The 24,283-nt window shown below is 46.6% G+C and carries 16 protein-coding genes and 1 pseudogene; 4 read left to right on the forward strand and 13 right to left on the reverse strand.

The genetic code is table 11. The features are described 5' to 3' along the window. Positions 1 to 107 precede the first annotated feature (107 nt). The 5 genes from G8759_RS22375 to G8759_RS22395 all read right to left on the reverse strand — a co-directional run bounded on the left by G8759_RS22375 (position 108) and on the right by G8759_RS22395 (position 6,316). Positions 108 to 893: a helix-turn-helix domain-containing protein gene (locus G8759_RS22375; protein ID WP_167212700.1), complete on the reverse strand. Its 786-nt coding sequence runs from the start codon at positions 891 to 893 to the stop codon at positions 108 to 110. Next, positions 890 to 1,927, reverse strand: coding sequence for an SDR family oxidoreductase (locus G8759_RS22380; protein ID WP_167212703.1), 1,038 nt, complete (start codon positions 1,925 to 1,927; stop codon positions 890 to 892). The genes G8759_RS22375 and G8759_RS22380 overlap by 4 nt, the downstream gene beginning before the upstream one ends. 198 nt (positions 1,928 to 2,125) lie before the next feature. Beyond that, positions 2,126 to 2,983 (reverse strand): hypothetical protein, encoded by an 858-nt coding sequence (locus G8759_RS22385; RefSeq protein WP_232073905.1) that lies wholly within the window; start codon positions 2,981 to 2,983, stop codon positions 2,126 to 2,128. 379 nt (positions 2,984 to 3,362) lie between these two features. Continuing rightward, entirely contained in the window at positions 3,363 to 5,795 is a 2,433-nt protein-coding gene (locus G8759_RS22390) for an outer membrane beta-barrel family protein (RefSeq protein WP_167212709.1), read from the reverse strand. Between the two features lie 176 nt (positions 5,796 to 5,971). Further along, positions 5,972 to 6,316 (reverse strand): DUF6249 domain-containing protein, encoded by a 345-nt coding sequence (locus tag G8759_RS22395; RefSeq protein ID WP_167212712.1) that lies wholly within the window; start codon positions 6,314 to 6,316, stop codon positions 5,972 to 5,974. Positions 6,317 to 6,594: 278 nt separating this feature from the next. Here G8759_RS22395 and G8759_RS22400 point away from each other — a divergent pair, with 278 nt between their 5' ends. From G8759_RS22400 to G8759_RS22415, 4 genes and pseudogenes are all read left to right on the forward strand, one after another. After that, positions 6,595 to 7,146 carry an RNA polymerase sigma factor gene (locus G8759_RS22400; protein ID WP_167212716.1) on the forward strand — a complete coding sequence of 184 codons (552 nt, stop codon included), beginning with the start codon at positions 6,595 to 6,597 and terminating at the stop codon, positions 7,144 to 7,146. A 36-nt stretch (positions 7,147 to 7,182) separates the two neighbouring features. Further along, positions 7,183 to 7,671, forward strand: a complete 489-nt coding sequence (locus tag G8759_RS22405) for a hypothetical protein (protein ID WP_167212719.1) — start codon at positions 7,183 to 7,185, stop codon at positions 7,669 to 7,671. Between the two features lie 88 nt (positions 7,672 to 7,759). Further along, entirely contained in the window at positions 7,760 to 8,734 is a 975-nt protein-coding gene (locus G8759_RS22410) for a nucleoside hydrolase (RefSeq protein ID WP_167212722.1), read from the forward strand. 392 nt (positions 8,735 to 9,126) lie between these two features. Next, positions 9,127 to 10,152 (forward strand): annotated as a pseudogene (locus G8759_RS22415) (LacI family DNA-binding transcriptional regulator). 87 nt (positions 10,153 to 10,239) lie between these two features. Here G8759_RS22415 and G8759_RS22420 read toward each other — a convergent pair. The 8 genes from G8759_RS22420 to G8759_RS22455 form a co-directional block, all read right to left on the reverse strand. Further along, on the reverse strand, positions 10,240 to 10,833 hold the full coding sequence (locus G8759_RS22420; protein WP_167212724.1) for an RNA polymerase sigma factor: 594 nt from the start codon (positions 10,831 to 10,833) through the stop codon (positions 10,240 to 10,242). Between the two features lie 342 nt (positions 10,834 to 11,175). Further along, positions 11,176 to 12,294: a Gfo/Idh/MocA family protein gene (locus G8759_RS22425; RefSeq protein ID WP_167212727.1), complete on the reverse strand. Its 1,119-nt coding sequence runs from the start codon at positions 12,292 to 12,294 to the stop codon at positions 11,176 to 11,178. A 200-nt stretch (positions 12,295 to 12,494) separates the two neighbouring features. Further along, positions 12,495 to 13,403, reverse strand: a complete 909-nt coding sequence (locus tag G8759_RS22430; protein ID WP_167212730.1) for a DUF6807 family protein — start codon at positions 13,401 to 13,403, stop codon at positions 12,495 to 12,497. Next, positions 13,403 to 14,704, reverse strand: coding sequence for a 3-keto-disaccharide hydrolase (locus G8759_RS22435; protein ID WP_167212735.1), 1,302 nt, complete (start codon positions 14,702 to 14,704; stop codon positions 13,403 to 13,405). The genes G8759_RS22430 and G8759_RS22435 overlap by 1 nt, the downstream gene beginning before the upstream one ends. A 27-nt stretch (positions 14,705 to 14,731) precedes the next feature. Next, the gene (locus G8759_RS22440) at positions 14,732 to 16,906 is read right to left on the reverse strand and encodes an outer membrane protein assembly factor BamB family protein (RefSeq protein WP_449448594.1); all 2,175 of its coding nucleotides are present in this window, start codon (positions 16,904 to 16,906) and stop codon (positions 14,732 to 14,734) included. Between the two features lie 203 nt (positions 16,907 to 17,109). Then, entirely contained in the window at positions 17,110 to 18,801 is a 1,692-nt protein-coding gene (locus G8759_RS22445) for a RagB/SusD family nutrient uptake outer membrane protein (protein WP_167212738.1), read from the reverse strand. 18 nt (positions 18,802 to 18,819) lie between these two features. Then, the gene (locus tag G8759_RS22450; RefSeq protein ID WP_167212741.1) at positions 18,820 to 22,383 is read right to left on the reverse strand and encodes a SusC/RagA family TonB-linked outer membrane protein; all 3,564 of its coding nucleotides are present in this window, start codon (positions 22,381 to 22,383) and stop codon (positions 18,820 to 18,822) included. 193 nt (positions 22,384 to 22,576) lie between these two features. Beyond that, the gene (locus tag G8759_RS22455) at positions 22,577 to 23,689 is read right to left on the reverse strand and encodes a FecR family protein (RefSeq protein WP_167212744.1); all 1,113 of its coding nucleotides are present in this window, start codon (positions 23,687 to 23,689) and stop codon (positions 22,577 to 22,579) included. Positions 23,690 to 24,283 lie beyond the last annotated feature (594 nt).

Genomic DNA, 24,283 nt, shown 5'->3' on the forward strand with positions numbered 1-24,283 from the left:
CTGACTGGTAGACAGCTCAAGCAGCAAACCAGATTCATCAGTTTACCTCCGAATAGAGTTCTGAAATAGCCTCGAGGGTTTCTTGAAACATTCACCTCTAATAAAGATCAGTTAGACATGGCGACCTCTGAAGGTGTTAGTCCAAATTCCTTCTTAAAGGCAAATGATAAATGTGATAAACTTTCAAAGCCGAGATCCAGATAAAAGTCGGACGGCTTTTGTCTGCCAGTCTCAATCAGAAAATACGCTTCCTGCAAGCGCCTTCTCACCAGCCAATGACCTGGTGTATCGTTGAATATTGCGTTGAAATCCCATTTGAAGGCCGACAAACTGCGTCCTGTCAGGTAGGCGAACTGTTGGATACTTACGTTGAACTTGAAGTTACGATTCATAAATCCCTCTAAATCAATTTTTTGAGGAATTTCAAAATCAAAGAGAAAGCCGGTAAGCGCTGGCTGATTTTGAAGAAGGATGATTAATAGCTCTTCGTATTTCAACTCTTCGAATAATTCATCCAATTCCATGACTCCTTTGTAGTACGGCTTTATGGACCGGATGAAATCGTCCAACAAGGCGGGTTTCGGTATCCTGATCAGTGCGTCCTCGGTTTCGAAACCTGCCGACCTGGAGTAGTTGTATTTTTTCTGAAACGCCCTAAGGAAAGACTGCTCAAAGCAAAATAATATCGGCTCAAACTCCTCCGCACCGCTTGAACGCATAAATCGCACCAGCCGGTTTTTCCGCACAAAACAGCACTCGCCAGCCTTGATCGTATAACGTTTGCTGGCATCGAAAAAGCTGATTTCCCCATGAACGACTACGAGGAAAACATGGTCGGGAATAAATTGCTCGTTTAAGATCTTCGCTTTCGTCTCTTCGGGAATTGCTCTCATTTCAGAATACCATACTTAACCATACTGTCTACCGCTGCTACTATAGCCTGTTCCTGGGTGGCGATGGGCTTCCAGCCTAATAATGCCTTCGCCTTTGCATTACTGACATTCCGGTTTACATTCAGCAGCATAGCTCCCTCTCTGGCCTGATTGTTGACAAGTGAAGCCAGGCTGAGTAGCCAATTGGGTAACTTTCTGGTGAAAACCTGTTCTGAAACATCGGGCCTTTTGCTTTTGAGCAGTGACGCTATTTCAGGCAATGTAATCTGCCCATCGGCGGATGCGATGAACCGTTGCCTGTTTGCATCAGGATGGATCATCGCCCGAATATGCAGATCGGCCACGTCTCTCACATCGACTACGTTCAGGGGAATATTCGGTACGGCTTTCATCGAGCCATTTAACAGATTTTCAAGCAGGTGAAAACTACCTGAGATATGCGCATCCAACGATGGCCCTAAAATGGCGACTGGATTAATGGTAGCAAATTCCAGATCACCACCTTCGCTATTCATAAAGTCCCAGGCAGCGCGTTCAGCCAGCGTTTTTGATTTTTCATAAACAGACAGCCCCTTTAACTTAACGTCGGTCCAGTCAGATTCTGTCGTCTCTTTAGTTTTGTCTGTTTGACTGAATCCTACGGCACCAAAATTGGAAGTCATCACAATACGTTTGACGCCCGCTTTTTTGGCGAACCTCAAGACACGACGTATCCCCTCGACCGCAGGACGAATGGCATCATTTTCATTTTTAGGCGTTTCAAAGAATACAGGCGATGCTACGCTCAGCACATAGGTACACCCTTTCATAGCGCTATCCCAGTTGTCATCCCTAGTCAATTCGGTCTCGGCAAACGAAAGCCTTTCGAATGATGTGATACCATTTGATCGCAATGTCTGAATCAGCTTGTTTTTGCTTTCCAAACTGCGAACGGTCGTCCGTACATGATATTCTTTCTGTAAAAGCAGCAACACGATCCGCATGCCCAGGAAACCTGATCCTCCGGTCACCAGTACTGTTTCTGAATGCTTCATCACTGAAAATCTTTAGTTTATCGGTGATGCAAAAGTAGAGCTCTGTCAGTCGTAGGAGTTTATTGAAAAGTCCAAAATTGCTTTATTGAGAAGTCCAAAAAGTAATTTTACAATGAAGACCGGTTCTGACTTCAACCGTGTCATAATCTTCTCGACAAGACCAGCTCTGGCAGGTTGACGGTATTATAAGACATATCCTCAGCGGATGGCCTGCTTTTCCGGGGAGTAGCCGGATTCTTCCAGAAAGCGTTTTGCATTTTCATCCGTCAGATTCAACCCCAGCATATAGCGAATGGCCGTTTGCTTATTTTTGGCTTTCTGGTAATACGCCTTACAGACCTGGTGGCCCACAAAATAACCTAAGTCACTCACCTTCTGCCCATCAATCTCCCGCTTAGCGTATAACCAACCCCCTTTCCAGTCTACATCTGAATACATCTCCTTTTTAAAGGCCTCCCAAATCTGCTGCTCATGCTGTAAACCGAATGCTGTGTGGCCGTTGGGATTGACTTTAGCCAGAGGTTGTTCATAAACAAGTTCTGCGATGAAGTCCGCCATGCCTTCTTCCAGGCACTTTCCTAGCAATTGCTTATGAGAGGCCGTGTACTCGTTCAGTAGTTGTTCATTCTTGAGGACTCGCTCTTTATTTCGCTGGGTCCATTGCTGGGTATGAACGAATTCATGCAACACTAACGGAACCGCCCAGTGGGGTTGATCACTGGCCGCGACTTCGGTCCCAATGTAGACTGTCCGATCATCGATAGTGCCGCCGGAATTGTTGACACCCACACAAAAGTAGATATCACCCTCTCGAAAGTCAGGATAGATTTCTTTAAACCGGCCTATTCGTCTCAAGATCTCGGCTTTCTGTTCCAGGACGGCTAGTATCCACGGTCTTTTTTTGGCCAGGATGGTTTTGTCTTTTTCCATAAAGGCTCTCCATTTGGCTGTATTTCCGCCCCGCAACTCCATAAATTGGGTTAATCCAGGACTGGCTTTGTCCACATACAAGGTTTGAATAAAGTGGGCTTGTCGGGCTGTGTCAGCCGTAGTCATTACTGAATCGTAGGCCTGGAAGAAACGGGGTAAATCATCAGTATGTAAGACGATCTGGGCCTTAGCAATTGGATTGATGACAAGATAGAAAACAACAGAAACTACAGAAAAAAGGAAGCATTTCCTGCTAATCGTACGGGAGTTGCTGGCACTACGGTTCATTTCAGAAAGGGTTGGGTTGATCACCGGCAAATATAAAGAGCAACGCAATAACTTATTTATAGTGAAGTGGCTTGCGCATCTCCTCCCGAGAAGCCCTACCTTTCCTGAGCAACAACCAGGAAAGTAGTAAATATAAACCAGGGTGATAAACTCTACGCTTTAGTTTAAACAGTAGTAAAATACTATTTTGACGAAGTCCTGAAACCGGGTGCCTGCGCTAATTTCCGCTTTGGACATCATCATTACGAATACCTCGTTTGTTCTTTATAATCGACTCCCTGAGCTTGCCGAATTTATAGTTCAGACTAAACGTGAATGACCGGAAATAATCCCAACGGAAATTAGTCTGTTGGAAATCCGGGCCGAACGTACTGGCAAGGTTTTCCCTGTATTTACGAAACGGGTTGCTGATCGAACCCCCAATAGATACTTTGTCCTTAATCAGGTCTTTATTGACACTAAATGAAGTGCTTACCATACTATTGGTCGTTCCCTGCAAATTAACTCCCCGCCCATTCATCTGCAGATTAGCCGTTAAGCGCCATTCTTTGGGTAGTTTGTAATTGGTTGACAGTGCGACATTATACATTAACCCTTCGTTCTTAATCAATACGCCATTTACCAAACCCTGCACCATCCCATAAGCGGCACGGCTGTTTACACTTACGTTCCACTGTTTCGTGAGCGGATAATTGATAGTCACGTACAGGTTTGGAAGCTTTGCCGTACCTGTGTTCCCATAGGATGTGCGCGTAATGGTCGTCGTTGAATCATAAACTGAAACCGGAAAAACCAGATCCCGGAAAAACGTAAATCCCAAGCCCGTATTCAGTTGAATTTTCCCTGTCCCACTGAACGTTACCTGGATGTCATTGACAACCGCAGGCCGCAGATCAGGATTGCCTGTTCGTTCAAAATTCGGGTTGGAGCGATCCACAAAAGGGTTCAGCTGGTAAATGCCTGGTCGTTGGATTCGCTGCGTATAAGCCAGATTAAGCGCACTGTTATTCTTGAATTTACGATTTACAGATACGGAAGGGATCAGGTTAAAGTACGTTCTTTTTACCTTTGAATCGACCGATATAAAATCGGCATCGATAACGGTTTGCTCGATACGTAAACCTGCTTTTACACCCCAGTTTTTTAGGGTGTATTGATAGGTTGTATACCCGCCAAAGACATTCTGTGTATTTCTGAATCGGTTACTGAGCATCGGTTGAATCACATATTGATGCGTTACAGAATCAGCTGCCGAATTCTGAAAATCGCTGTTATTATCCCGTAAAATTCCCTTTAAACCCGCTTCCAGTTGGTGCCGCTTACCAGGATGGACATAATCAACCTGAAGGGTTTGTTCCGAAAATCGCTGATCGTTTTCCTGCCGATAATTAGGCATTGTATAATTCTCCCGATTAGTGATGCTCAGGTCATTATTCTGCTTCGTTTCATAGGTCAAGTAGCGGTACGAAAAGGTCAGCAAACGGTTTTTATCCGACCGAAAACTGCGTTGATAATTTACTGACGCATCCACGCCATTTCCCTTGCCAGTATTGGTGTTTTCCAGCGTATATCCTTGTAAATGAACAGCCGAACTCATCAGATCGCTGGTTTGTATCATAGTGCCTTCCGAGCGGTTGCCATTCAGGTTAAATTGAGTCGAGACCAGGTTCAGCGTATCGATTTCATAACTCATTTCGTAGCCTATGTAGGCCGTCCGACTCTTCGACTCCGTAGTGCCTTCCTGCAAAAGCTCAGTAGGTTGCAGCCCTGTGGTAATTCGCTGAATACCACCCCGAACTGTCCGATTATTATTCAGATTAGCTCCACCAAAAGCTGAGATGCCAAACTTACCGAGCTTAGCCGAAACCGATCCGCCCAGTCCTGGCCCTCCGGTAGGAAAACGTTCGCTAACATTGACAGAACCGTTATAGCCGTTATCCAGCTTTTTCGTTGTGATAATGTTAATGATTCCTGCCAATCCCTCCGCATCGTATTTGGCCGGGGGCGACGTAATCACTTCAATACGCTCGATGGACGAAGCGGGCATTGTCCGAAGAATATCCTTATAGTTTCGCTCCATCATACTCGACGGTTTACCATTAATCAGGATCTTGAAATCGCTGTTTCCTTTCATCAGGATATTATTATCGGCATCCAGTGAAAGTAACGGCACTTTTCGCATCATGTCCAGCACACTCAACACTTTACTTTCAGGGTCGGCCTGCAGATCGTAGGTAATGCGGTCTATTTCCTGTTTTACAATCTGTTTCGTACCGGCTACGACTACTTCTTTCAGTCCCATCATGTCAGGAGGAAGTGCTACAATGCCCAATTCCACTGTCTTTTGAACTGAATCGGTCAACTCGACCGGGATTTTTCGGGTTTTGTAACCTACCCCCTGAATAGCCAGCGAGTACGTTCCCGCTTGCAATCCTGTAAATGAAAATGAGCCATCCGCCCTGGAATAATCTACCTTTAAGGCCAAATCCGAGCCTTTCAGTAGATGAACAGTCATGAATATCAAGGGCTTGTGGCTTGCTGAATCAGCAATAATTCCGTGAATTGAATAACTTCCTGCGTTTTTCTGGGCAACTGCCACATGCAGACCCAACAGGAGAATCGATACCCAGAGTAAGGTTAGTATTTTCATGGATGTATTGACTTATCGATGAGTAAAGGCAAAGTGGTTCCACGAAGTGCTTTAGCTCTTTTGAGGAAATCACAGCAGAGGAAATGGAACGGTATCGGAATTAACCGGGAATGATCAGGCCAGAGAAGCACTGCCTGGCTCTACGGGCAATCAATAAGGAAGAGATGAACAGGCAGTTACTTCTTTCGGGCCAATAACCGCTCAATCACGAAGTTGATGATTAAACTCAGCCCACCGAATAAAAATACCATAGCCAGAAAAGAAGTGCCTTTACTGAACCCATAGTTGTCGTGCAGAACATCGCCAACGATCATTCCGACGGCAATTCCTACGAAGAGCATTCCGAATTTCAGCGTGGGTGAAATCGAGTCGTTGCCCGAAAAAATAGATGCATCGACTCCCCGCTCGATCATGGCCATGCGCTCCCGCGAACGTGTCATCAGGAATACATATATGATACCGAAAACACTGGCGAATGCGCCAAGGGAAATAAGTATATGTTTTATATCATCACCACTCATAGAGAAACTCGTTTACCGATTGTTACTAACTGATTTTCGCAGCATATGACATCTGAATAAGAAATCGGGTTACAGATTTTGGTAAAAATTTAGAAATAAAAATATTGGACTTTCGCTCAGAACCGTGCCAAGGTTATCAGGAGCAGCAACAGTAACCATGGCACGGTTCTGAGCGAAAGTCCTAAAATAAAATGGCTATACGCTGTAACCTCATTTTGAAAACGAAGGTCTAATCGGGCAAGGGGCGCGAACAGATTCTCAAACTAACCAATAGGCTCGTGAAGCAACCGGAAGATCAGGTCTATATCGACAAAGTCAAAAATGGAGACTCGGCTTCCTATGCATTTCTTGTTGACCGCTACAAGCATATGGCGTATACGATTGCGGTAAGAATTATACGGAATGCCGAAGATGCCGAAGACGTAGCGCAGGAAGCTTTCGTAAAAGCGTATCAGCAAATCCATAAGTTTGAGGGCAAATCGAAGTTTTCCACCTGGCTTTACACCATTGTTTATCGGGTAGCCATTACTAAATTAGAGCACCAGCGAGTCGCAACGGTTCCGATCCATGACGAAATGACGGAAGCCTATTCGCATTCGTATCAGACTCCTCAATTGGACCGTCTACAGCTATCGGAGCAACAGAAGTATATTAAAGATGCTATTAGTCGATTGCCGGTAACTGAAGGACTATTAATTACGTTGTATTACCTTGATGAAAAGTCAATCAGGGAAATTGAGGTGATCACCGGCCTATCGGAATCCAACATTAAGGTAAAATTATTCCGGGCCAGAAAAGTACTGGAAGAACAGTTGCGTTTTTTATTGTAAATGAACCGGTTGTTAACCTAAACGGTCTGTTAAGCTATGGAGGACGAAAAAGAAGATTCGTTAAGGAAACTGATCCAAAAAGTAGAACTTGATGAACCGGGTGCTGACTTTACCGATACCATCATGAAATTGGTACAGGCTGAATCGGAACTCGACTCGGCAAAAGAAGCAGCCCTGAGTCAACTGTTCCAATCATATACCCTTGTCGAGAAACCATCAGCCGGTTTCAGTGGCCGGGTGATGAGTCAGGTTATGGTTTCGCCCTCAAAACAGTTTGAGCCCATCATTAGCCCAAGAGTATGGTATATGATCGCTGCATCGCTGCTGTTTATTCTTCTCTTTTGCTTTCTTGTGTTACCTACCGGGCCAGCCCAGCACACATCATCCGGACTAGATCGCTTTCTTTCCAGTATAGAGGGTTCGCTTGAATCCCTTCCGATTAGTTATCCGTTCACCATTTTTGCCGTAAGTGTATTGCTGGTAACGGATTATTATCTACGGCGAAAGCTGAATGTAGATTACTAATTATCAATTCGAAAAGCATCGGCTGAATCACGTTGGGTTCATTCATGCTATTGAAACAGTTTATTTTACGCTGGAGATTTCTGGTTGTATGGCAATAAAATTTCTTCTCATTCTGACAAGCCTGCTCAGTTGGCTGTCCAAGCAGCCAACTCAATCCACTCACCCTGGCCCGCCTATAGCTGTTATTCTGGATACGGATATGGATTCGGATGTTGACGACGTTGGTGCTCTGGCCATGCTTCATGCCTTCGAACGGGCTGGCCAGGCCCGTATACTGGGCGTAATTGTGACGAGCGATGATCGATACAGTGCCGCGTGTACGGATGCGATCAATACCTACTTTGGTCGAAAAGATATACCTATTGGCGTAAGTCAGCGCGATTCGCTGAAAAGCTTTTCCAGGTACACGCAGAAAATTGCTCAGGCATTTCCGCATCGGCTGGCGTCCAACGCAATTGCCGAAACGAGCACGTCGGTCTATCGGCGTTTGCTGGCCAGCCAACCCGACCGTAGTGTAGTGATCATCACGATTGGGCATTTAACCAGTTTGAGCCGTTTACTTCATTCATCACCGGATTCCATTAGTCCACTGAGTGGTCAGGAATTAATTGCCCGAAAAGTGAAGGCCTGGTCGTGTATGGGAGGCCAGTTCCCCAGTGGAAAAGAAGCCAACTTCTATCGTCCTGACCCAGCCTCCACGGTTGATTGCCTGGCTAACTGGCAATTGCCTGTAACGTTTGCCGGTTGGGAAGTGGGCCAGCAAATTGTAACCGGTGGCGAAGCATTTAAGGCGAATTGTAAGCCCAATAGTCCTGTGTATAAAGCCTATGAATACTACAATAACTTCAAAGGGCGAGCCAGTTGGGATCAGATCGCTGTTTTGCAAGCTGTTGAGGGCAATACCCCCTACTTTTCGGTTGAAACCGACGGATATTGTCAGGTAGCCCCCGATGGCAGCAATGAATGGAGAGCTGGTTCGCGCTCCCCAACACAAGGATATGTTAAACTTGCCAGTTCTATCGATGTCATCCAGAAACGCATTGAAACCTTAATGAATTTGTAACCATCGATCAGTCGGCCTCACTGTCCAGACATAACTTCCTCATTCATTACCTTACGTCAGCTTACCCACATTCTTTCGTGTGAGCTGACGTTGGTGTTCTTGATCGGCATCAGCCATCCCACGGCTATCCGTTCAGTGGAACAACTTCGGCTTCATTTTTTTCCGCGTGCAAAATTGTGGTTAGATTGATGATCATTCTGCCTTCCCGTTTCGCTTTCTTCTGATGAAATACATAACTCCGAGGATACGAAAAAGTAGAGCCTCCGTAGCTTTTACATACCTTCTTTAATACAGCAGACCTATGTAAACCCTATGTAGCTCCAAGTTAGTTTCACTTAAATTTTCATTTGTAAGGACCAGCAAAATAGTATTATTTCAGTAAGTTGAGCGCTATGAAACAAGTGACCATTAAAGATCTCGCCAGCGAGTTGAATCTGTCGATTTCTACTGTTTCCAGAGCGTTGAGAGACAGCTGGGAAATTAATCCAGAAACTAAACGCCGGGTGCTGGAACTGGCTCAACGTCTCGACTACAATCCCAACCCGGTTGCGCTCAGTTTACTGAGTAGCCATAGTCAGGAAATTGGCGTTATTGTTCCGGAAATAGCCAATCCTTTTTTTGCCGTTGTCATTGCGGGCATTGAAGCCATTGCGTTTGCTCAGGGCTATCAGGTCGTTATTTATCAAAGCCACGATAGCTATGAACGAGAAGTGTTGAACGTAAAACACATTGCTCAACAACGAAAAGATGGTTTGCTCGTTTCGATTGCCACCGCCACGCAGGATTATTCCCATTTCCAGAATCTGCATGAGAAAGGGTTTCCGATCGTTTTTTTTGATCGGGTTTGTGATGGCATTGATACCCATAGTATACTAGTCGATGACTTCGAGGGTGCCTATATGGCTACTGAGCATCTCATTAAGCAGGGTTGCGAACACATTGCCCTTTTAGCGGGCTCTCAAAATCTAGTGACGAGTCGACGACGAATGCACGGTTACCGAGCGGCTTTACTGGATTATAACCGCCCGATTGTGGATGATTAAATTATTCCCTTAGCATTTAATGCCCAACAGTCGCTGACGATTACTCGTGAACTGCTCGGTAGATCCAAACGACCCGACGGTATTTTTGCGGCCAGCGATACGATTGCTTTAGGGTGTCATGCCGCCATTAATGAACTTGGTTTATCCATGCCGGGGGAGATTGCTTTAGTTGGTTTTGCGGATTTGCCTTTTGCGTCCCTGCTAAATCCACCGTTAAGTTCAGTGGCCCAACCAGCTTTCGAGATGGGGCAATCAGCCGCCAGTTTATTGATTGATCTGATTAAAAACCCCGGCGGTCAAATTGCCTCGATTAACAATGTCTTAAAGACAAAACTGATGGTCAGAAAGTCGTCATTACGGATGCCTGATGTGTAAATTTTGAATCGGATAAGACAACGCGTAAGTAAGCAAGTTGATACTTCCAGGACAAGACGCCCCCTTTTAGATGAAAGCCAGATACTGTTAGTATCCCAGGGTCTGAAGTAACAGAAAAATAAAGAGTATAAAATCCAGAGGCTGAATGTGTGTTCTTAAGTGTGTCAGTGCTTTATAAAGCGTATTGCGGACAGACTTCTCCGTAATACCCATAATGGTGGCGATTTCGGATGTTTGGAAATTTTCATAGTAGCGCAATAGGATCACATCCATTTGGCGTTGTGGTAAACTTTTAAGGACAGTGGCTAATTTCTCAATAAGCCACTTTTCATACTCTACATCCTCATAATTACCCTTACCTTCCGGGTAAGTTAAATTTGGGGTAGTTTCTATGTCAGAAATAAATTCATCTTTCTTTGATTTCTGATGAATCCCTCTCCGAAGTATGGTAAATAAATAGGCCTTGATATTCCTGACAATGGCTAATTTCTGTCGGTTATTCCAGATGGTAATAAATACATCCTGGATCGTATCCTCCACAAGGTCCGTATCGGAGATTAACCTGGTTCCATATCGGTATAAGAGCCGATAATATCGTTCATACAATTCGCCTAATGACGCTTTGTCACCCTCTCGGATTGCATCCCAAAGTACATGATCTAACGGTAGGCTCTGTTCCAAAGTTATAGGTATCAGAAATAACCAAAGTTACTGAATACAGATTACAAAATCACAATTTTAAAGCAGTATAATGCAATTAAAATCGTATATCTCAACTTAAAATCTTGGGTATTACCTAAAGAACGGGATAAGACAGTATCTTATCCCGTGCCGAACTACCAACCTATGAAAAAACAATAAATGCTACCTTTCGAACCTGGAGTTAATCGTTTAACCGTGTTCGATTATCCTTTTAACCCAATTTCCCCTAACAAATCAAAAAACGGGAAAGGCTTTATCAACAATCGAAGCGGCTGACCGACTGTATTTTTCCAGTATGTCGCCTATCGTGCGCTGAAAATCTTAAATGGCCCTGAAATCAGGTATTGGGAGCAATTGACCACCTTTTAATGCAGATTCATGAGCAACGATGCCGACACTCGTCCAGTTTGCCGATTGAACCGCATTGGGAAATGGGTCGCGGCCTTCAACAATCGCCGATACAAACTCATGAACCATGTGGGGGTGTGATCCACCGTGACCACCGCCCTGGGTGAACGATAAATGCTGTTGGTCATCGGCATCATAAACACCTTTTGTCGTAAATCCGGCAATTTCATTGGGCAGATAGTGCGCATAATCGGGCACGACGACTAATTCTGGAATGTCGGGTTCTGGTTTTTTAGCGGTATGAATCACAGGCATTTCATCTTCGATCAATGGCCATTCAAACGATTTCTTGCTTCCGTATACCTCAAAGCTTTCCCGGTACTGACGAGCTACATCGAACAACGATCGATACACATAAGCCGATAAATCGCTGTCTTTGAATTTGATATGCGCCGACTCGACTGCAAATGGCGAGTTGTGAATTTTTGCCAATTCCTCCCGAATGGTCCCCGACCCAAAGCAGGACACGTATTCGGCTTCCAGCTTAAGTAAACCGGCCACCGGCCCAACGCAGTGGGTTGCGTAGTGCATGGGCGGTAAACCTGGCCAGTAATCAGGCCAGCCGTCCATATCCTGCTGGTGGCTGGCTTTCAGAAATTGCACTTTGCCCAGTTCTCCTTTTTCGTATAACTCCTTGACGAACAGAAACTCCCGACTGTACACTACCGTTTCCATCATCATGTATTTTTTGCCCGTCTCGTTGGTGACCCGGACTAGTTCCTTACAGTCGTCAACCGTTGTTGCCATGGGCACTGTACAGGCCACGTGTTTGCCCGCCCGTAAGGCTTTCAAACTCTGCTCGGCATGATTGGGAATGGGGGAGTTGATATGAACGGCATCAACCGCCGGATCTTCCAGTAGCTCGTCGAAACTGCTGTATCGTTTCTCAATGCCATAAGCATCCCCGATCTCCTTGAGTTTCTGGACGTTTCGCTGGCAGATCGCATACATGTTAGCGGCCGGATGACGCTGATAAATAGGAATGAACTCGGCCCCAAAACCAAGGCCTACGATGGCAATATTTAATTTCATAAACTCAATGAGTTAATGCCGACAAAAGTCAGCGCTGATTAAGGTGAAGAAGAATTTAAAAAGGGTTAATAGTTACTTGACACAATCGCCTTCGGCAGTGATAGGGCTTTTCGGTTGCGGAATACAAACCAGAAAATTGTGAAGGCATGAAGATCAGGCTACCATCCACTTTCATAGAGCTGCCCAAAAACCTGGCGTCATCAATGATGATTGATTTCCTGATAGGCTTTAGCCAGGTCACGGATTTGCGATTGATTGATCGGGCCTGTGTAAATCAGGATTCGGTAGCGGATCGTCTCGGTTTGTCCTTCAGGAATGGTCCAGTCTTCGATGATCTGGCGAGAAGGTCCCACCCCGAACTCGTTATCGACACGCCAGGGAGTTGGAAACGCTTTGTTTTGGGGATGATCAAACAGCGTAAAATGCGCCCAGTCCGAGCGATCTCTTCGCTGCACACCCACATCCAGCCACTCACTGCGCTGCGCTTCGGCCTGCTTATTCATCTGACCTGACGCATTGATCACTTCACCAGCCAGCTCCTTTGTCCAGGGCATCCGCACGAATAAACCGCCTACGTAAAATTTACCCATCGTAACATCGGTCCTGGCCTGACCTTTCCATTCGAGGTCCAGCATAAATTTCCCGTCGACTTCCTGAAGGGTCCAGTTTTGGGTTTCCACCAGAGTCGTTTGTCCCGTTGAATCGAGTACGTTATAGACCGTTTGCCAGGCAACCTGCTTACCCTGACGAATTGTTATTTTGGTTGAAACCCGCTTCCAGTAATCACCTTTCCACTTCATAAAATAATCTCGTCCGTTCACTCGCTTGAGGCCCCAGAACAGGCCGGTCTGGTGGAGGTGATGATTGGGACGAAACTCGGTTACCGGACTTTGCCCATCGGGTGCCATAATGGGATGGATATACGGACGCTCGTCGGGTTTGGCTACCTGAGTTAGTACCAGTTGCTTTACTTTGTCTCTATAAATTGAAAACGAAGTATCTGATTCTGTGACAATTTCGAAGCGGTTATCCTTCGATTTCTGCCCAAAACCTGAAACAAAACCGCACACAACCAGCACAAAAATGGCGAGCACTCTGCATGTATACATCAGCGTAATTCTTTGATTTTAATACTCCGGTACGAAACCGATAAACCATTGTTTTCCAACATGATAAAACCCTTTTCATGCGACCTGCCTTTGTATTCCGCCATTTTGAATCCATTGATCCAATGCTCGACGCGGTTGTCCGGATAAACCCGGATCATCGCATTGCTCCACAATCCGATCCGCCTTTTCGAGAAAATCGTTTGCTTCGACTCCGCCAACCCCTTCACCGAACCCAATGCGGTAAGATCCTTTCCCCTCGGCACATTCCCAGGCAGCATATCGTCCTGGATTTGAAATTCGAGACTCTCCGCATTTTCTTCCGCTTTGGACAACAGGTATTTTACGCCACTATCCGCTCCTTCTGCCAGTCTGAAGTCAAATTTCAATTCAAAAGCGGCATACGGATTTTTCAAAAACACACTTTTCTTCTCGTTCCGTTTCGACTCCTTAATCGTCAGTGTGCCCTGTTCAATGACCCAATCCGAGTTAGGAAATGTTGAATTAGATGCCCCCGTCAGCCCCTGTGCCGTTTTCCCGTCAAAAAGCGAACGATACCCAGCTCTTTTTTCTGCTTCCGATAGATCATTCGGGATCAGGTTCACGATGAATATATCGTCGGGTGGCGAGGGTTTGATGTTTTGGGTTTTGATCCTGATGTTTTTAAAACGGATCTGGTGATCACCTGGTGGAATCGGGTCATTGGGGTTGTTGCTATGCATCTGCAAACCAATCATTCCTTTAACCGTCTCATCATCAATCAAATGCGAAACCGGCACGCCGTTTACCCACGTACGGTTACTGGTACCGATGCATTCAATGCGGTAGTGGTTCCAGGCATTGTTTTTAAAGGCCGTTTTGGAAGGCAGATTCAACTCGGTCGTATACAACCAGCCACGGCGAGCTTCGTCGTAAATGCTTCCACTCCACCGCTGCGGTTTCGGGTCGACCTCCATTTGGAAACCGTGTAAACGATAATTCAGGTAATCGAGATTACTCAAACTCCGAAACTGAATACCGGAGTTGTTCATCGTCGTATCGATCGACACATCCAGTTCCAGAATAAAATCACCGAATTCTTTTTCGGTACAAAGAAATCCGTTCGGCTCACCGGGCACCGTCGTTCCAACGATCATTCCATCTTGAACGTCCAGTTTGTGATTGCCGTTCAGGTGCCGCCAGCCCGTGAAATCTTTCCCATTGAAAAGAATTTCCCAATCTCCATCGGACTTTTGCGCTTTTGCTGGTAAACCCATCAGGGTCAGGGTTACCAGGATCAAGACTAGATTTCGTATGTTTTTCATGATAAAATGCAGGGCATAGGATGGATACTACTTTTGGGAAGTCGGTAAGGCGAACGCCACGTATTTATCACCCGACTTAGTCCGTTGTTTACCTCCACCACCACAGGCAATGACCACGAACTGTTTACCGTTCACCTGATAGACAGCGGGCGTCGCAATACCAGCCGCGGGAATTTTCACCTCCCAAAGTAGTTCGCCGGTCTTCTTATCGAAGGCCCTGAATTTTTCGTCGCGGGTAGCCGCAATGAAGACCAATCCCCCCGCCGTTACCACCGATCCTCCAAAGTTTTCACTTCCGGAGCGGATGCCTTTCGCTTTCATTTCAGGGTAATCACCGAGGGGCTGTTTCCAGAGCTCTTTACCGGTATTGAGATCGACGGCCGACAAATGCCCCCAGGGGGTCTTTACGGCGGGGAATCCTTCTTTAGTCAGAAATTTACCAATCCCATAGGGCCCGCCCGCAAAGCTGTAGGGCGTTCTGAAATGCGCCGGTTCTTCTTTCGTATTTAAATCTTTAAAGGGTTGATCTTTAATTTTGTCCAGATTCAAAATGAAGGAAGCCAGCGCTGTTTTCTGTTCGGCGCTCAGGTGACCAAAGGGTGGCATGTTATTTCGACCCGAACTGATGAGGCTTTTAAATGATCTCTCATCGTATTTCTGACCAGGTTTCAAATTGCTGTTTTCTGCAATGCCTACCAGCGATGGATTCGCCGATAAGGCTTTGTTCGTCTCTCCCGCCCTTCTGTCTTTACCATGGCAACCACTGCAATTCTGCTGATAAAGCATCTGGCCAGCCTCGAAGTTGGTTTGTTTCGCGATCATCTCCCCTTTTTTGACCTCCTGCATTTTCATGACCCACGGCGATTCATTGGCGTTAATGTACATGATACCCGAGGTGGGATCAAAGGTGGGACCACCCCACTCGGCCCCGCCGTTCCAGCCCGGACTTTCAATCGTACCCTGTAACGAGGGTGGATTCCACATGTTATCGGTCTTGTAGGAGCGAAACTTTTTCAGGATGTCCTGGTAGGAGGAATCGGGTATCCCCTCTTTTAGAAGATCATCTTCGGTAAGCCGCTGACGGACAAACGGTTTGAAAAAGGAAGGAACCGGCTGGGTTGGGGATGTCCATTCACCCGCCAGGTCCGATTTGGGGACCGGCACCTCGTTGATGGGATGGATGGGGTCACCCGTCTCCCGGTTGAACATAAAGATGTAGCCCTGCTTCGTAATCTGGACAACGGCATCGACTGGTTTGCCATCCTTTTTAACCGTGACCAGGATGGGGTGGGCGGCATGGTCCCAGTCCCACAAATCATGGTGAACGGTCTGATAATGCCATTTTAGTTTGCCGGTAGCCGCGTCCAATGCCAAAATCGAATTAGCGTATAGGTTATTCCCTTTACGATTACCTCCGTAGAAATCGGGGGTAGCCGAACCCGTACCGGCAAAGACCAATCCTCGTTTTTCATCCAGACTAAAACCGCCCCAGGCATTGGCTCCACCCACGTATTTATAGGCACCTGGACTTTCCCAGGTTTCATAGCCCGGTTCTCCAGGATGTGGAATCGTGTGAAAGATCCATTTGCGCTTACCCGTATGTACATCGAACGCCCGGATATGACCGGGTGCTGCCTCAGCAGATTCGGCCAGCCGCGAGCCCATAATGATTAAGTTTTTGTAAATAATACCCGGACTGGTATTGGAAATATGCAGATCATGAGCATTTTCCATATCCAGCTCATCGTGGAGATCAATGTGTCCATTGGTGCCAAAGGTTGGGATAACCTTGCCCGTTAGCGCGTTAATGCAGTATAGCATATGCCCCCCACCGGGTGTATACAAGATTCGTTGGTCATTCTTACCTCCATTGTAATACGTAACCCCCCGGCAAATTTTGGTGGAAGGGCCAAAAGGTCCCCTGCCCACATTCTTTCCCTTCTCGGGAATGCTGCCCGGATCGTACACCCACTTCACGGTACCGGTAGCCGCATCGAGGGCGAACAGTTTGAGTTGCGGATTCAACCCGTACATGATCCCATTGACAATAATAGGATTGGTTTTCATATCGGTCGTATTCGTTGCAGAGGCTTCGCCGGAAGCGTACTCCCAGGCGACCTTTAGATTTTTTACATTGCTGGTATTGATCTGATCGAGGGCCGAGTATTTGATGTTCTCACTTCCCCCCCGTAAATTGTCCAGTCCGTATAGGGTTTATCTACATTCCGATTATCCCGGAAAGCCACTAAACCGACGAGAATACTAGCGGCAATTGATAAGGATGCTATCCCCAAAACCGTATTTGGGCGTCTTATTAGTTGAATTCGTTTCATGGTTGGCTACTTTTTGGCATGAGTAAGGCCAGAGCTACTTGTTCAGTAGCTCTGGAAGTGATTTTTTAAGGGTTAATAGCCTGGATTCTGGGTCAGTACTGACTTGCCATCTTTGACCGAAATGTCGATTTGACGCTGCGGAATGGGCCAGATTTCATGTTGCCCTACATTAAATACTTTCCCTTTATTATAGGGCAAGACCGTACCTTCTACTGCGAGGTAGTTGTTCATGACCGGGCCGACAATGCCCCAGCGCACCAGTTCAAAAAAGCGAATCCCTTCCATAGCAAATTCAATACGACTTTCATACCGAATCGCTTTAAGTGCATAATCTTTTGTAGAAAACGTGCCTGGATAGGGTTCAACTTTATAATTGGCGGCAGGCGTACCATCGGCAAAACGAACGACATTGGAGTTTTTGGCCCGGTTTCGGATCAGGTTAACCAGCGTTGTGGCTGTCTGTAGCGAGCCGACTTCCGCTTCACATTCGGCTAGCCAGATAATGACATTGCTTAATTTAAACAGCCGGTAATTATTGGCATTGGGAAAGACCCTTACCCCCGTTGTATTCGACAAAGCCCCCAGTTCCGATTTAAGGAACATGTTTTTCTTATTGTTGTAGGGGCCCGCATTACTCGGATCCCGCACCCAGGAAAGTCCCTGGTGGATACCCCAATCCAGAAAGGGAACGCCCGGACGGCCCACTGTATGGTCAAGCCGGGGATCGACCGGCCCTTTGTACAATACGGATGATCCGTTGGTGGCAAAGGGTAGGATATCATCTGCAGAATAGGCATCATCCAGTAGTGGCAGACCATCTGCCCCCACCCGGTAGGCACTGACAAGGCTGTGGGTCGGCAGATAAAATCCGCTTGAACCAATAAAATGCGGACCACAAATGGATTCTCCAAGTCCAGCGTTCGGCGAATTCGGAAAGCCATCGTTTACCGCATACTGAATTTCAAAAATTGACTCCGCATTATTGATGGTCTTGATCATGTAATTCTGCTCGTAGCTGGGCATCAGACTAAAACCGCCATTGGTATACACATCCTGGAGCAGATCCTTTGCCAGTTGAAATTTTTTCTGGAACATATAGACCCTTGCCAGGTATGTTTTGGCTGCCCACTTGGTGGCCCGTCCTTTATCAGACCAGCGGGAAGGCAATGCATCTGCCGCCAGCTTCAGATCTGCTTCCATTTCCGGCCATAAGACATGATCGTTCGGCACGACCGTCGGATTGGTCGTATTTTCGTCGATATACGGCACTTTACCGTGTACTTTAGTCAGTTCGAAGTAGTAATGCGCGCGCAGGAACCGTGCCTGGCCTTCAATCAGCTTTTTTTCGGCATCCGTCATATCGGTAGCCAGTTTCAGCGCTTTGAGCACGTCATTCGTTCGAACGACACCATCATAGAGGGGTGTCCAGTGCTGGGAAACATACAGGTTTTCTGCGTCGGAAAAAAATCCCTCAACGGCGTTGATGGCGTTTTGATCACCCGTGTTCGATCCTTTATAGGCATCATCGGAGGAAACTCCGCCAAATACCCAGTTGGTAACGGCACTGGCCCAGCCATCACCCACAGTTCCGTTTACGCCGTCGATATCCGCATAAGCACCTGTTAGCAGGAGATTTATACCCTGTTTGTTGGGTAGAGCGTCAAAAAATGTCTGGCCTTTTGGTTTGATCTCTAAAAAATCCCCAGTGCAGGCACCAAGAAGGACAATCAGTGTCGTCAGGGTAACATATATTTTATTTTTCATGGCTGTTCGGTCAAAGGATTAGAAATTCAGATTCAGGCCCATCATGAAAATCTGGGGGGTGGGGTAAGCAATCGTGTCAACGCCTTTGTTGCCATCATTGGGTTCAGTAATCTCAGGATTGAGACCAGAGTACTTGGTGATGGTGAATAAGTTGGTCGACTGGAAGTAGACTCTTAACCGGTCTATGTGCAATTTCTGGGTCAGCGTAGTCGGTAACGTGTAACCGATCTGAAAATCCTTCATGCGCAAATAGGCGCCACTTTCTACAAAAAAAGTGGATGGTTTTTGCATATTCGCGTCATTGGTCAACGTGATTGGGAGCGTGATTTTATCGCCATTCGCATAGCGCTCCGGTGTCCAGGATTCATACAGCCGGCTCTTCAGGTAGTTGCCTTCGTTGCGGGTAAAGAGCAGTTCGCGACTATAATAATTAACGAGTTTGTTACCGGTTACGCCCTGAAAAAACAAGGTCATATCCCAGTTTTTGTAGTTGACAGCCAGGTTCAATCCGTAGGTAAGCGTCGGATGGGGGGAACCGATAAAAGTCCGGTCAGCCGTGGTAATTTTCCCATCCCCGTTTATATCCCGGAATTTGAATACTCCCGGCATGCTGTAGGTATCTCTTCCATTCACATCTGGATTATACTTGGGGGCAGCACTAACTTCTTCCTGTGTATTGAAGATACCATCCACAATATAGCCGAAGAAGGATGAGATGGGCTGCCCAGCCGTGGTAGCGGTGTATACATCATTCTGCAACGTAGTACCGTACCGAATTTCGTTGGCATTGCCATTCAACCGAACCACCGTGTTTTTATAGTGGGATAAATTGGCTCCGATATTGAAATTCAGATCTTTACCAATTCGGTTCCGATAGCTCAAAATCAGATCGATCCCGTTGTTGCGCATCTCACCGACGTTGATCGATGGCAGCACCACAGCCCCCCAGGTATCCGGCCGGGAATCCGGATAAAGCATATTCGTTGTCCGACGGTTGTAAAAATCAAGGTTCGCTTCAAACTTATTGTTGAAGAGGACCACATCGAGGCCCAGGTTTGTCGTCGTGGATGATTCCCACTGCCCGGCCGGATTACCCAGCGAGTAAATATGAAGACCCGCGTCGGACTTGGTGCTGCTGGTGCCCGAAATATTATAGTAGGACTCGGCCCCGGCCGCACGGTAGGTCGTATACGAGTTGTAATTACCGACGTTATCATTACCATTCTGGCCCCAGCCCGCCCGCATTTTTAGATCGCTCAGCCAATTGACGCCTTTCAGGAAAGGCTCCTCGACAAGTCGCCAACCTGCTGAAAAAGCCGGGAAGGTTCCCCAGCGATTGGCAGCCGCGAACCGGGAGGACGCATCCCTGCGGATGGTCGCTTCTACTAAATACTTCCCTTTGTAATCATAATTGACCCGTGCAAAATAGGAAAACAGCGCCCACTCATCAAAAGTACCCGTATTGGAAACGTCTTTCTGACCCGCATCCAGCACCATGTAGTCCAGGTCGGTGAAGGGGAATGTAGACCGGGTGGCCGTAAAGATCTGATTGTTGTTTCGAATGGCTTCAACGCCCGCTAATGCGTTGACCGTATGGACGTTCCGAAAGGTTTTGTTAAAATTCAGGATGTTGGTCCAGTTATACTGGAAGATGTCCTGTTGGGATTCAGTCAGGACATTATTATTGGTGGTCTGAGTCCACTCGGGATCGGCCAGGGTACGAACTTTGGCCCGGGTTGTATTATAATCAATACCTAGTAGACTTTTGAACCAAAGATTGGGGGTAAAATCGATTTGCGCGTACACACTTCCCATAATGCGCATCTGCCGACTAAGGTTGTCTTTAGCCCGGTTAAGCATCGCTACTGGGTTTACCCCATTTCCTGTTCCGGATGCTTTCGTGCCGGCAAAGTTTCCCCGGATATCATAAACGGGTATTAAGGGGTGCATACGTAATGAATAAGCAACTGCCGTACCCGTATTGAAGGTAGTACTGGTATTGAAATAACCTAACCGGTCGGACACGGTAGCACCGATCGTTTGGCCAATTTTAAGCCACTTGGTCACGGTAAAATCCGAATTAGCCCGTAAAGAATACCGGTTGAAGCCCGTATAATCGATAATCCCTTTCTGATTCAAATACCCGGCGCTTACGGCAAAATTGCTTTTTTCACCTCCGCCCGATACAGCTAAATTGTACTCCTGAATGGGCGCAACGGAAGACACTTCGTTGAACCAGTTGGTGCCCTCTTTATTCGCTTTCGTAATGCCGTTGTAAGGCGTTGGATACGAGTAGGTGCTTTCATTCACCTGACTGGCTGAAGCTCCTGCCGGTATAATGTAATCAGGGATAATGGGTGTCGCTCCATTTCCATACTGCGCATCCGCCCAGCCAGCGCCACCGGGTGTTAAGCCCGCGTTTCGTTTCCGCTGCCATAACAGTTCCCCTAATTCCTGAGAATTCATCATAGCAAGCTGGTTGGCAGCCCGTTGAGCGCCGTAGCGCGCATCAAAACTTAGCTTTAATGTTCCCTTCTTACCACGCTTGGTCGTGACAACAATAACTCCGTTAGCCCCTCTTGATCCGTAAATGGCAGAAGCTGACGCATCCTTTAAGACAGTCATGGACTCCACATCATTGGGATTAATCCCCGTCAGACCTGTATTGGTAGGAACCCCGTCGACAATGTACAACGGGTCATTGTTATTAATCGACCCAATGCCGCGCACCCGAACGGTAGAATTTCCACCAGGTTCACTACTCGTAACCACTGTCACTCCGGCGACCCGCCCCTGAAGCCTGGCGGCTGCATCACCGGTAGGTACGGCTCTGAGTTGCTGTTCATTAACAGCAGAGACGGCACCGGTCAGCGTTTTCTTTTCCTGTACGCCATAGCCGACAACCACGACTTCGTTTAATGATTTACTCTCTGCTGCCAGACGGACGGTGAAGGTTGTTTTATTGCCAATTTCGATCTCCTGCGCTATATAGCCCACAAAGCTGAATACCAGTATGCCTTTGTTATCGGGCACATTAAACGAAAAGGCCCCCTCGGCGTTCGTTGTCGTTCCTCGCTGCGTACCCTTCAAGACGACACTGACCCCTGGCAAAAGCTCTCCCTTTTCATCGGCAACGGTACCGGTTAAGGCAATATCGGCCAGGGCTATGGCTTTCAATAAACCGGCATCACTCGTTTCGTTTGTTCGGCTACTATGCCCCGGCTCTCGTTTAAGCACGATAAATTCCCCTTCAATCTCGTAATTGATATTGAGCGGTTTGAGGAGACGATCTAAAACCGTAGACAACTTTTCCTTAGTCGCCACCAGTGAGATTCGCTGGTCCATATCAATCAGCTTGGGGACATAGGTAAATCGGATTTTGGCTTCTTTGGCTATATGATCAAGTACCGAACCAAGCTCCTTGTTTTTGATATTCATCGAAACCGGGCGGTTCAACAGTTCCTGAGCAAAGCTGGGGCGAGCGACGCTGAAGTTGGCAAAGATCAAAATCAGCAAGATATGAGTGCCTGTGACCTTCATAACTTTGGTCAATAAGGGGAAGGAATTAACGAATAATTGCATAGATTTACTCCGTTTTGGTTCATGTATTGGACATACTGGGCAAAACAATCCCCGACCTGCTGGAAACAGGTTTGTTAGCGAATAACACGAGGGGGAGTTGCCGGTAATGCGGACACATTACCGGTATTTTTATTTATAAGGGTGCTGGTTACTGGTTTCTCATAGGCAGAGAGGGGTTAACGGTTAGCAGGAATTAATCGGGTGAACAGCCTTTTCCGGTCACGACAATTTTTGTTCCCCACACTTCATAGGTGGCATCGATCGTCCGGCAGATTATATCTAATTTTTTAAACAAGGGTTCATCACCAAGTTGAGCGGTCAGATTGCATTTTTCGACAGACTGTTGGTTATACAGGATCGTAACGCCATACGACCGTTCCAGCGTGGTAAATACATCATTGATCGAGGCACTTTTAAAATTGAAGCCAGGGAATTTTTCGGGATTTTGTACGATTTCCGGCCTGGCAACGATGCTCTTGGTTAGCAATTCCTGAACTGGATCATAGGTCGCCTGCTGATTGGCGGTGAGCACGATTGTTTCCGCTGCTTTTTGGGTTTCTGGTTTTTGGTACTGATCAAGGGTGAATACCTTTACTTTCCCCGACTTGACAATGACGCTAATTCCAATTGCGCTCTGCGCGCTATTGACGGTAAAACGAGTGCCAACTACCTGGGTAACAACATTATTGGCAAAAACTAAAAAAGGTTTCGAATCGTCTTTCACCACCTCAAAATAACCCTGTCCCGATAAGTAAACCTTCCGTTGACGGCCGGTAAAGTCCTGTTCATAACTCAGTTTAGCATTAGGACTTAACAGGACAGTGCTCCCATCCGGCAATTGTACGCGTTGCGTATTCCTGGTTTGGTTGGTCTGCTCAATGAGCGGTTCTTGCATCTGAGCGACTTGCTTGTCATAGGTTGGTGGCAAATACGTCGAATTGTGGGTCGATATATACCACCAAACCATGCCCACCAGCGCTACTGTTGCGGCAATGGATACCCAATATCTTGAAAAATTAGTGTAAACGACGGTAAATACTGATTGTGTTGTAAGCTCCTGTATTTCTATATGGTCAAAAATAGTTTGCTTCATCCGCTGCCCCTGTTCCAGGCTCGGATCACCACCTAGCGACTCCATGGCCAGCAGCAGGGCGCGGGCACGGGTGACATCTGGTTTTTTATCCGGATAAATCGTCAGAAAGTTTTGCCAAAATTGCCCTGTGTCCTCGTCTGATGTGAGAACCCAACGACGAAAAAGGTCGTCCTGGATGAAATCTTCAGGTGTATAGTGTAAATAGGCTGTCACTGGACTTAACAGGGAAAAAACTAAACAATTTCGCTTTTATATAGTAGTGTGAAAAAATCGAAAAGTGTCCCCTCCAAAAATCAATATTTTTTATAATTTTTTTCCACTAACCTATAAATCACTGATTATAAACAACATACCTTTCTTGAATCTATTTTGGTTATTCACCTCAATTTTGAATCCTTATTTCCTTTGACACGGCTAAACAACAGACGGGCCTATGTACCACACACCGATAAAGATATCGTCTTTACCGTCTCCGTTTAAATTCCCCTGTGCTATTCCCCAGTGACGTCCGACTGTCAATCCGGGGACTATTTGTGTTGTGACATCGTTAAAGTTTGCATTGCCCTCATTTGCCAGGCACGAACCCGTAAGGGTAAAAAACCAGATACCTGAATTGCCCCACCCAGACTATCGGGAGGGCCATCCCGGTTAAAATCGACAATGATGCCGCCCCAACTGGAAAATTGATTTTCAGGCAGATGGTTTTTGATCTGGTCTTTAAAGCGCGAAGAGACACCTAAATTGCCGAATTGACTTACACTATTACAAAAGCCATAGCCACCAGGCTACTTACATGAGTAGCCTGGT

Origin of the sequence: Spirosoma aureum (genome assembly GCF_011604685.1) — a bacterium.
Taxonomy (GTDB): Bacteria; Bacteroidota; Bacteroidia; order Cytophagales; family Spirosomataceae; genus Spirosoma; species Spirosoma aureum.

What these genes read in the sequence shown, in the direction of transcription:
- G8759_RS22380 (WP_167212703.1), bottom strand. Translation starts at nt 1,927, where the DNA reads ATGAAGCATTCAGAAACAGTACTGGTGACCGGAGGATCAGGTTTCCTG.
- G8759_RS22435 (WP_167212735.1), bottom strand. Translation starts at nt 14,704, where the DNA reads ATGAAAAACATACGAAATCTAGTCTTGATCCTGGTAACCCTGACCCTG.
- G8759_RS22375 (WP_167212700.1), bottom strand. Translation starts at nt 893, where the DNA reads ATGAGAGCAATTCCCGAAGAGACGAAAGCGAAGATCTTAAACGAGCAA.
- G8759_RS22395 (WP_167212712.1), bottom strand. Translation starts at nt 6,316, where the DNA reads ATGAGTGGTGATGATATAAAACATATACTTATTTCCCTTGGCGCATTC.
- G8759_RS22390 (WP_167212709.1), bottom strand. Translation starts at nt 5,795, where the DNA reads ATGAAAATACTAACCTTACTCTGGGTATCGATTCTCCTGTTGGGTCTG.
- G8759_RS22410 (WP_167212722.1), top strand. Translation starts at nt 7,760, where the DNA reads ATGGCAATAAAATTTCTTCTCATTCTGACAAGCCTGCTCAGTTGGCTG.
- G8759_RS22385 (WP_232073905.1), bottom strand. Translation starts at nt 2,983, where the DNA reads ATGACTACGGCTGACACAGCCCGACAAGCCCACTTTATTCAAACCTTG.
- G8759_RS22430 (WP_167212730.1), bottom strand. Translation starts at nt 13,403, where the DNA reads ATGTATACATGCAGAGTGCTCGCCATTTTTGTGCTGGTTGTGTGCGGT.
- G8759_RS22405 (WP_167212719.1), top strand. Translation starts at nt 7,183, where the DNA reads ATGGAGGACGAAAAAGAAGATTCGTTAAGGAAACTGATCCAAAAAGTA.
- G8759_RS22425 (WP_167212727.1), bottom strand. Translation starts at nt 12,294, where the DNA reads ATGAAATTAAATATTGCCATCGTAGGCCTTGGTTTTGGGGCCGAGTTC.
- G8759_RS22445 (WP_167212738.1), bottom strand. Translation starts at nt 18,801, where the DNA reads ATGAAAAATAAAATATATGTTACCCTGACGACACTGATTGTCCTTCTT.
- G8759_RS22450 (WP_167212741.1), bottom strand. Translation starts at nt 22,383, where the DNA reads ATGCAATTATTCGTTAATTCCTTCCCCTTATTGACCAAAGTTATGAAG.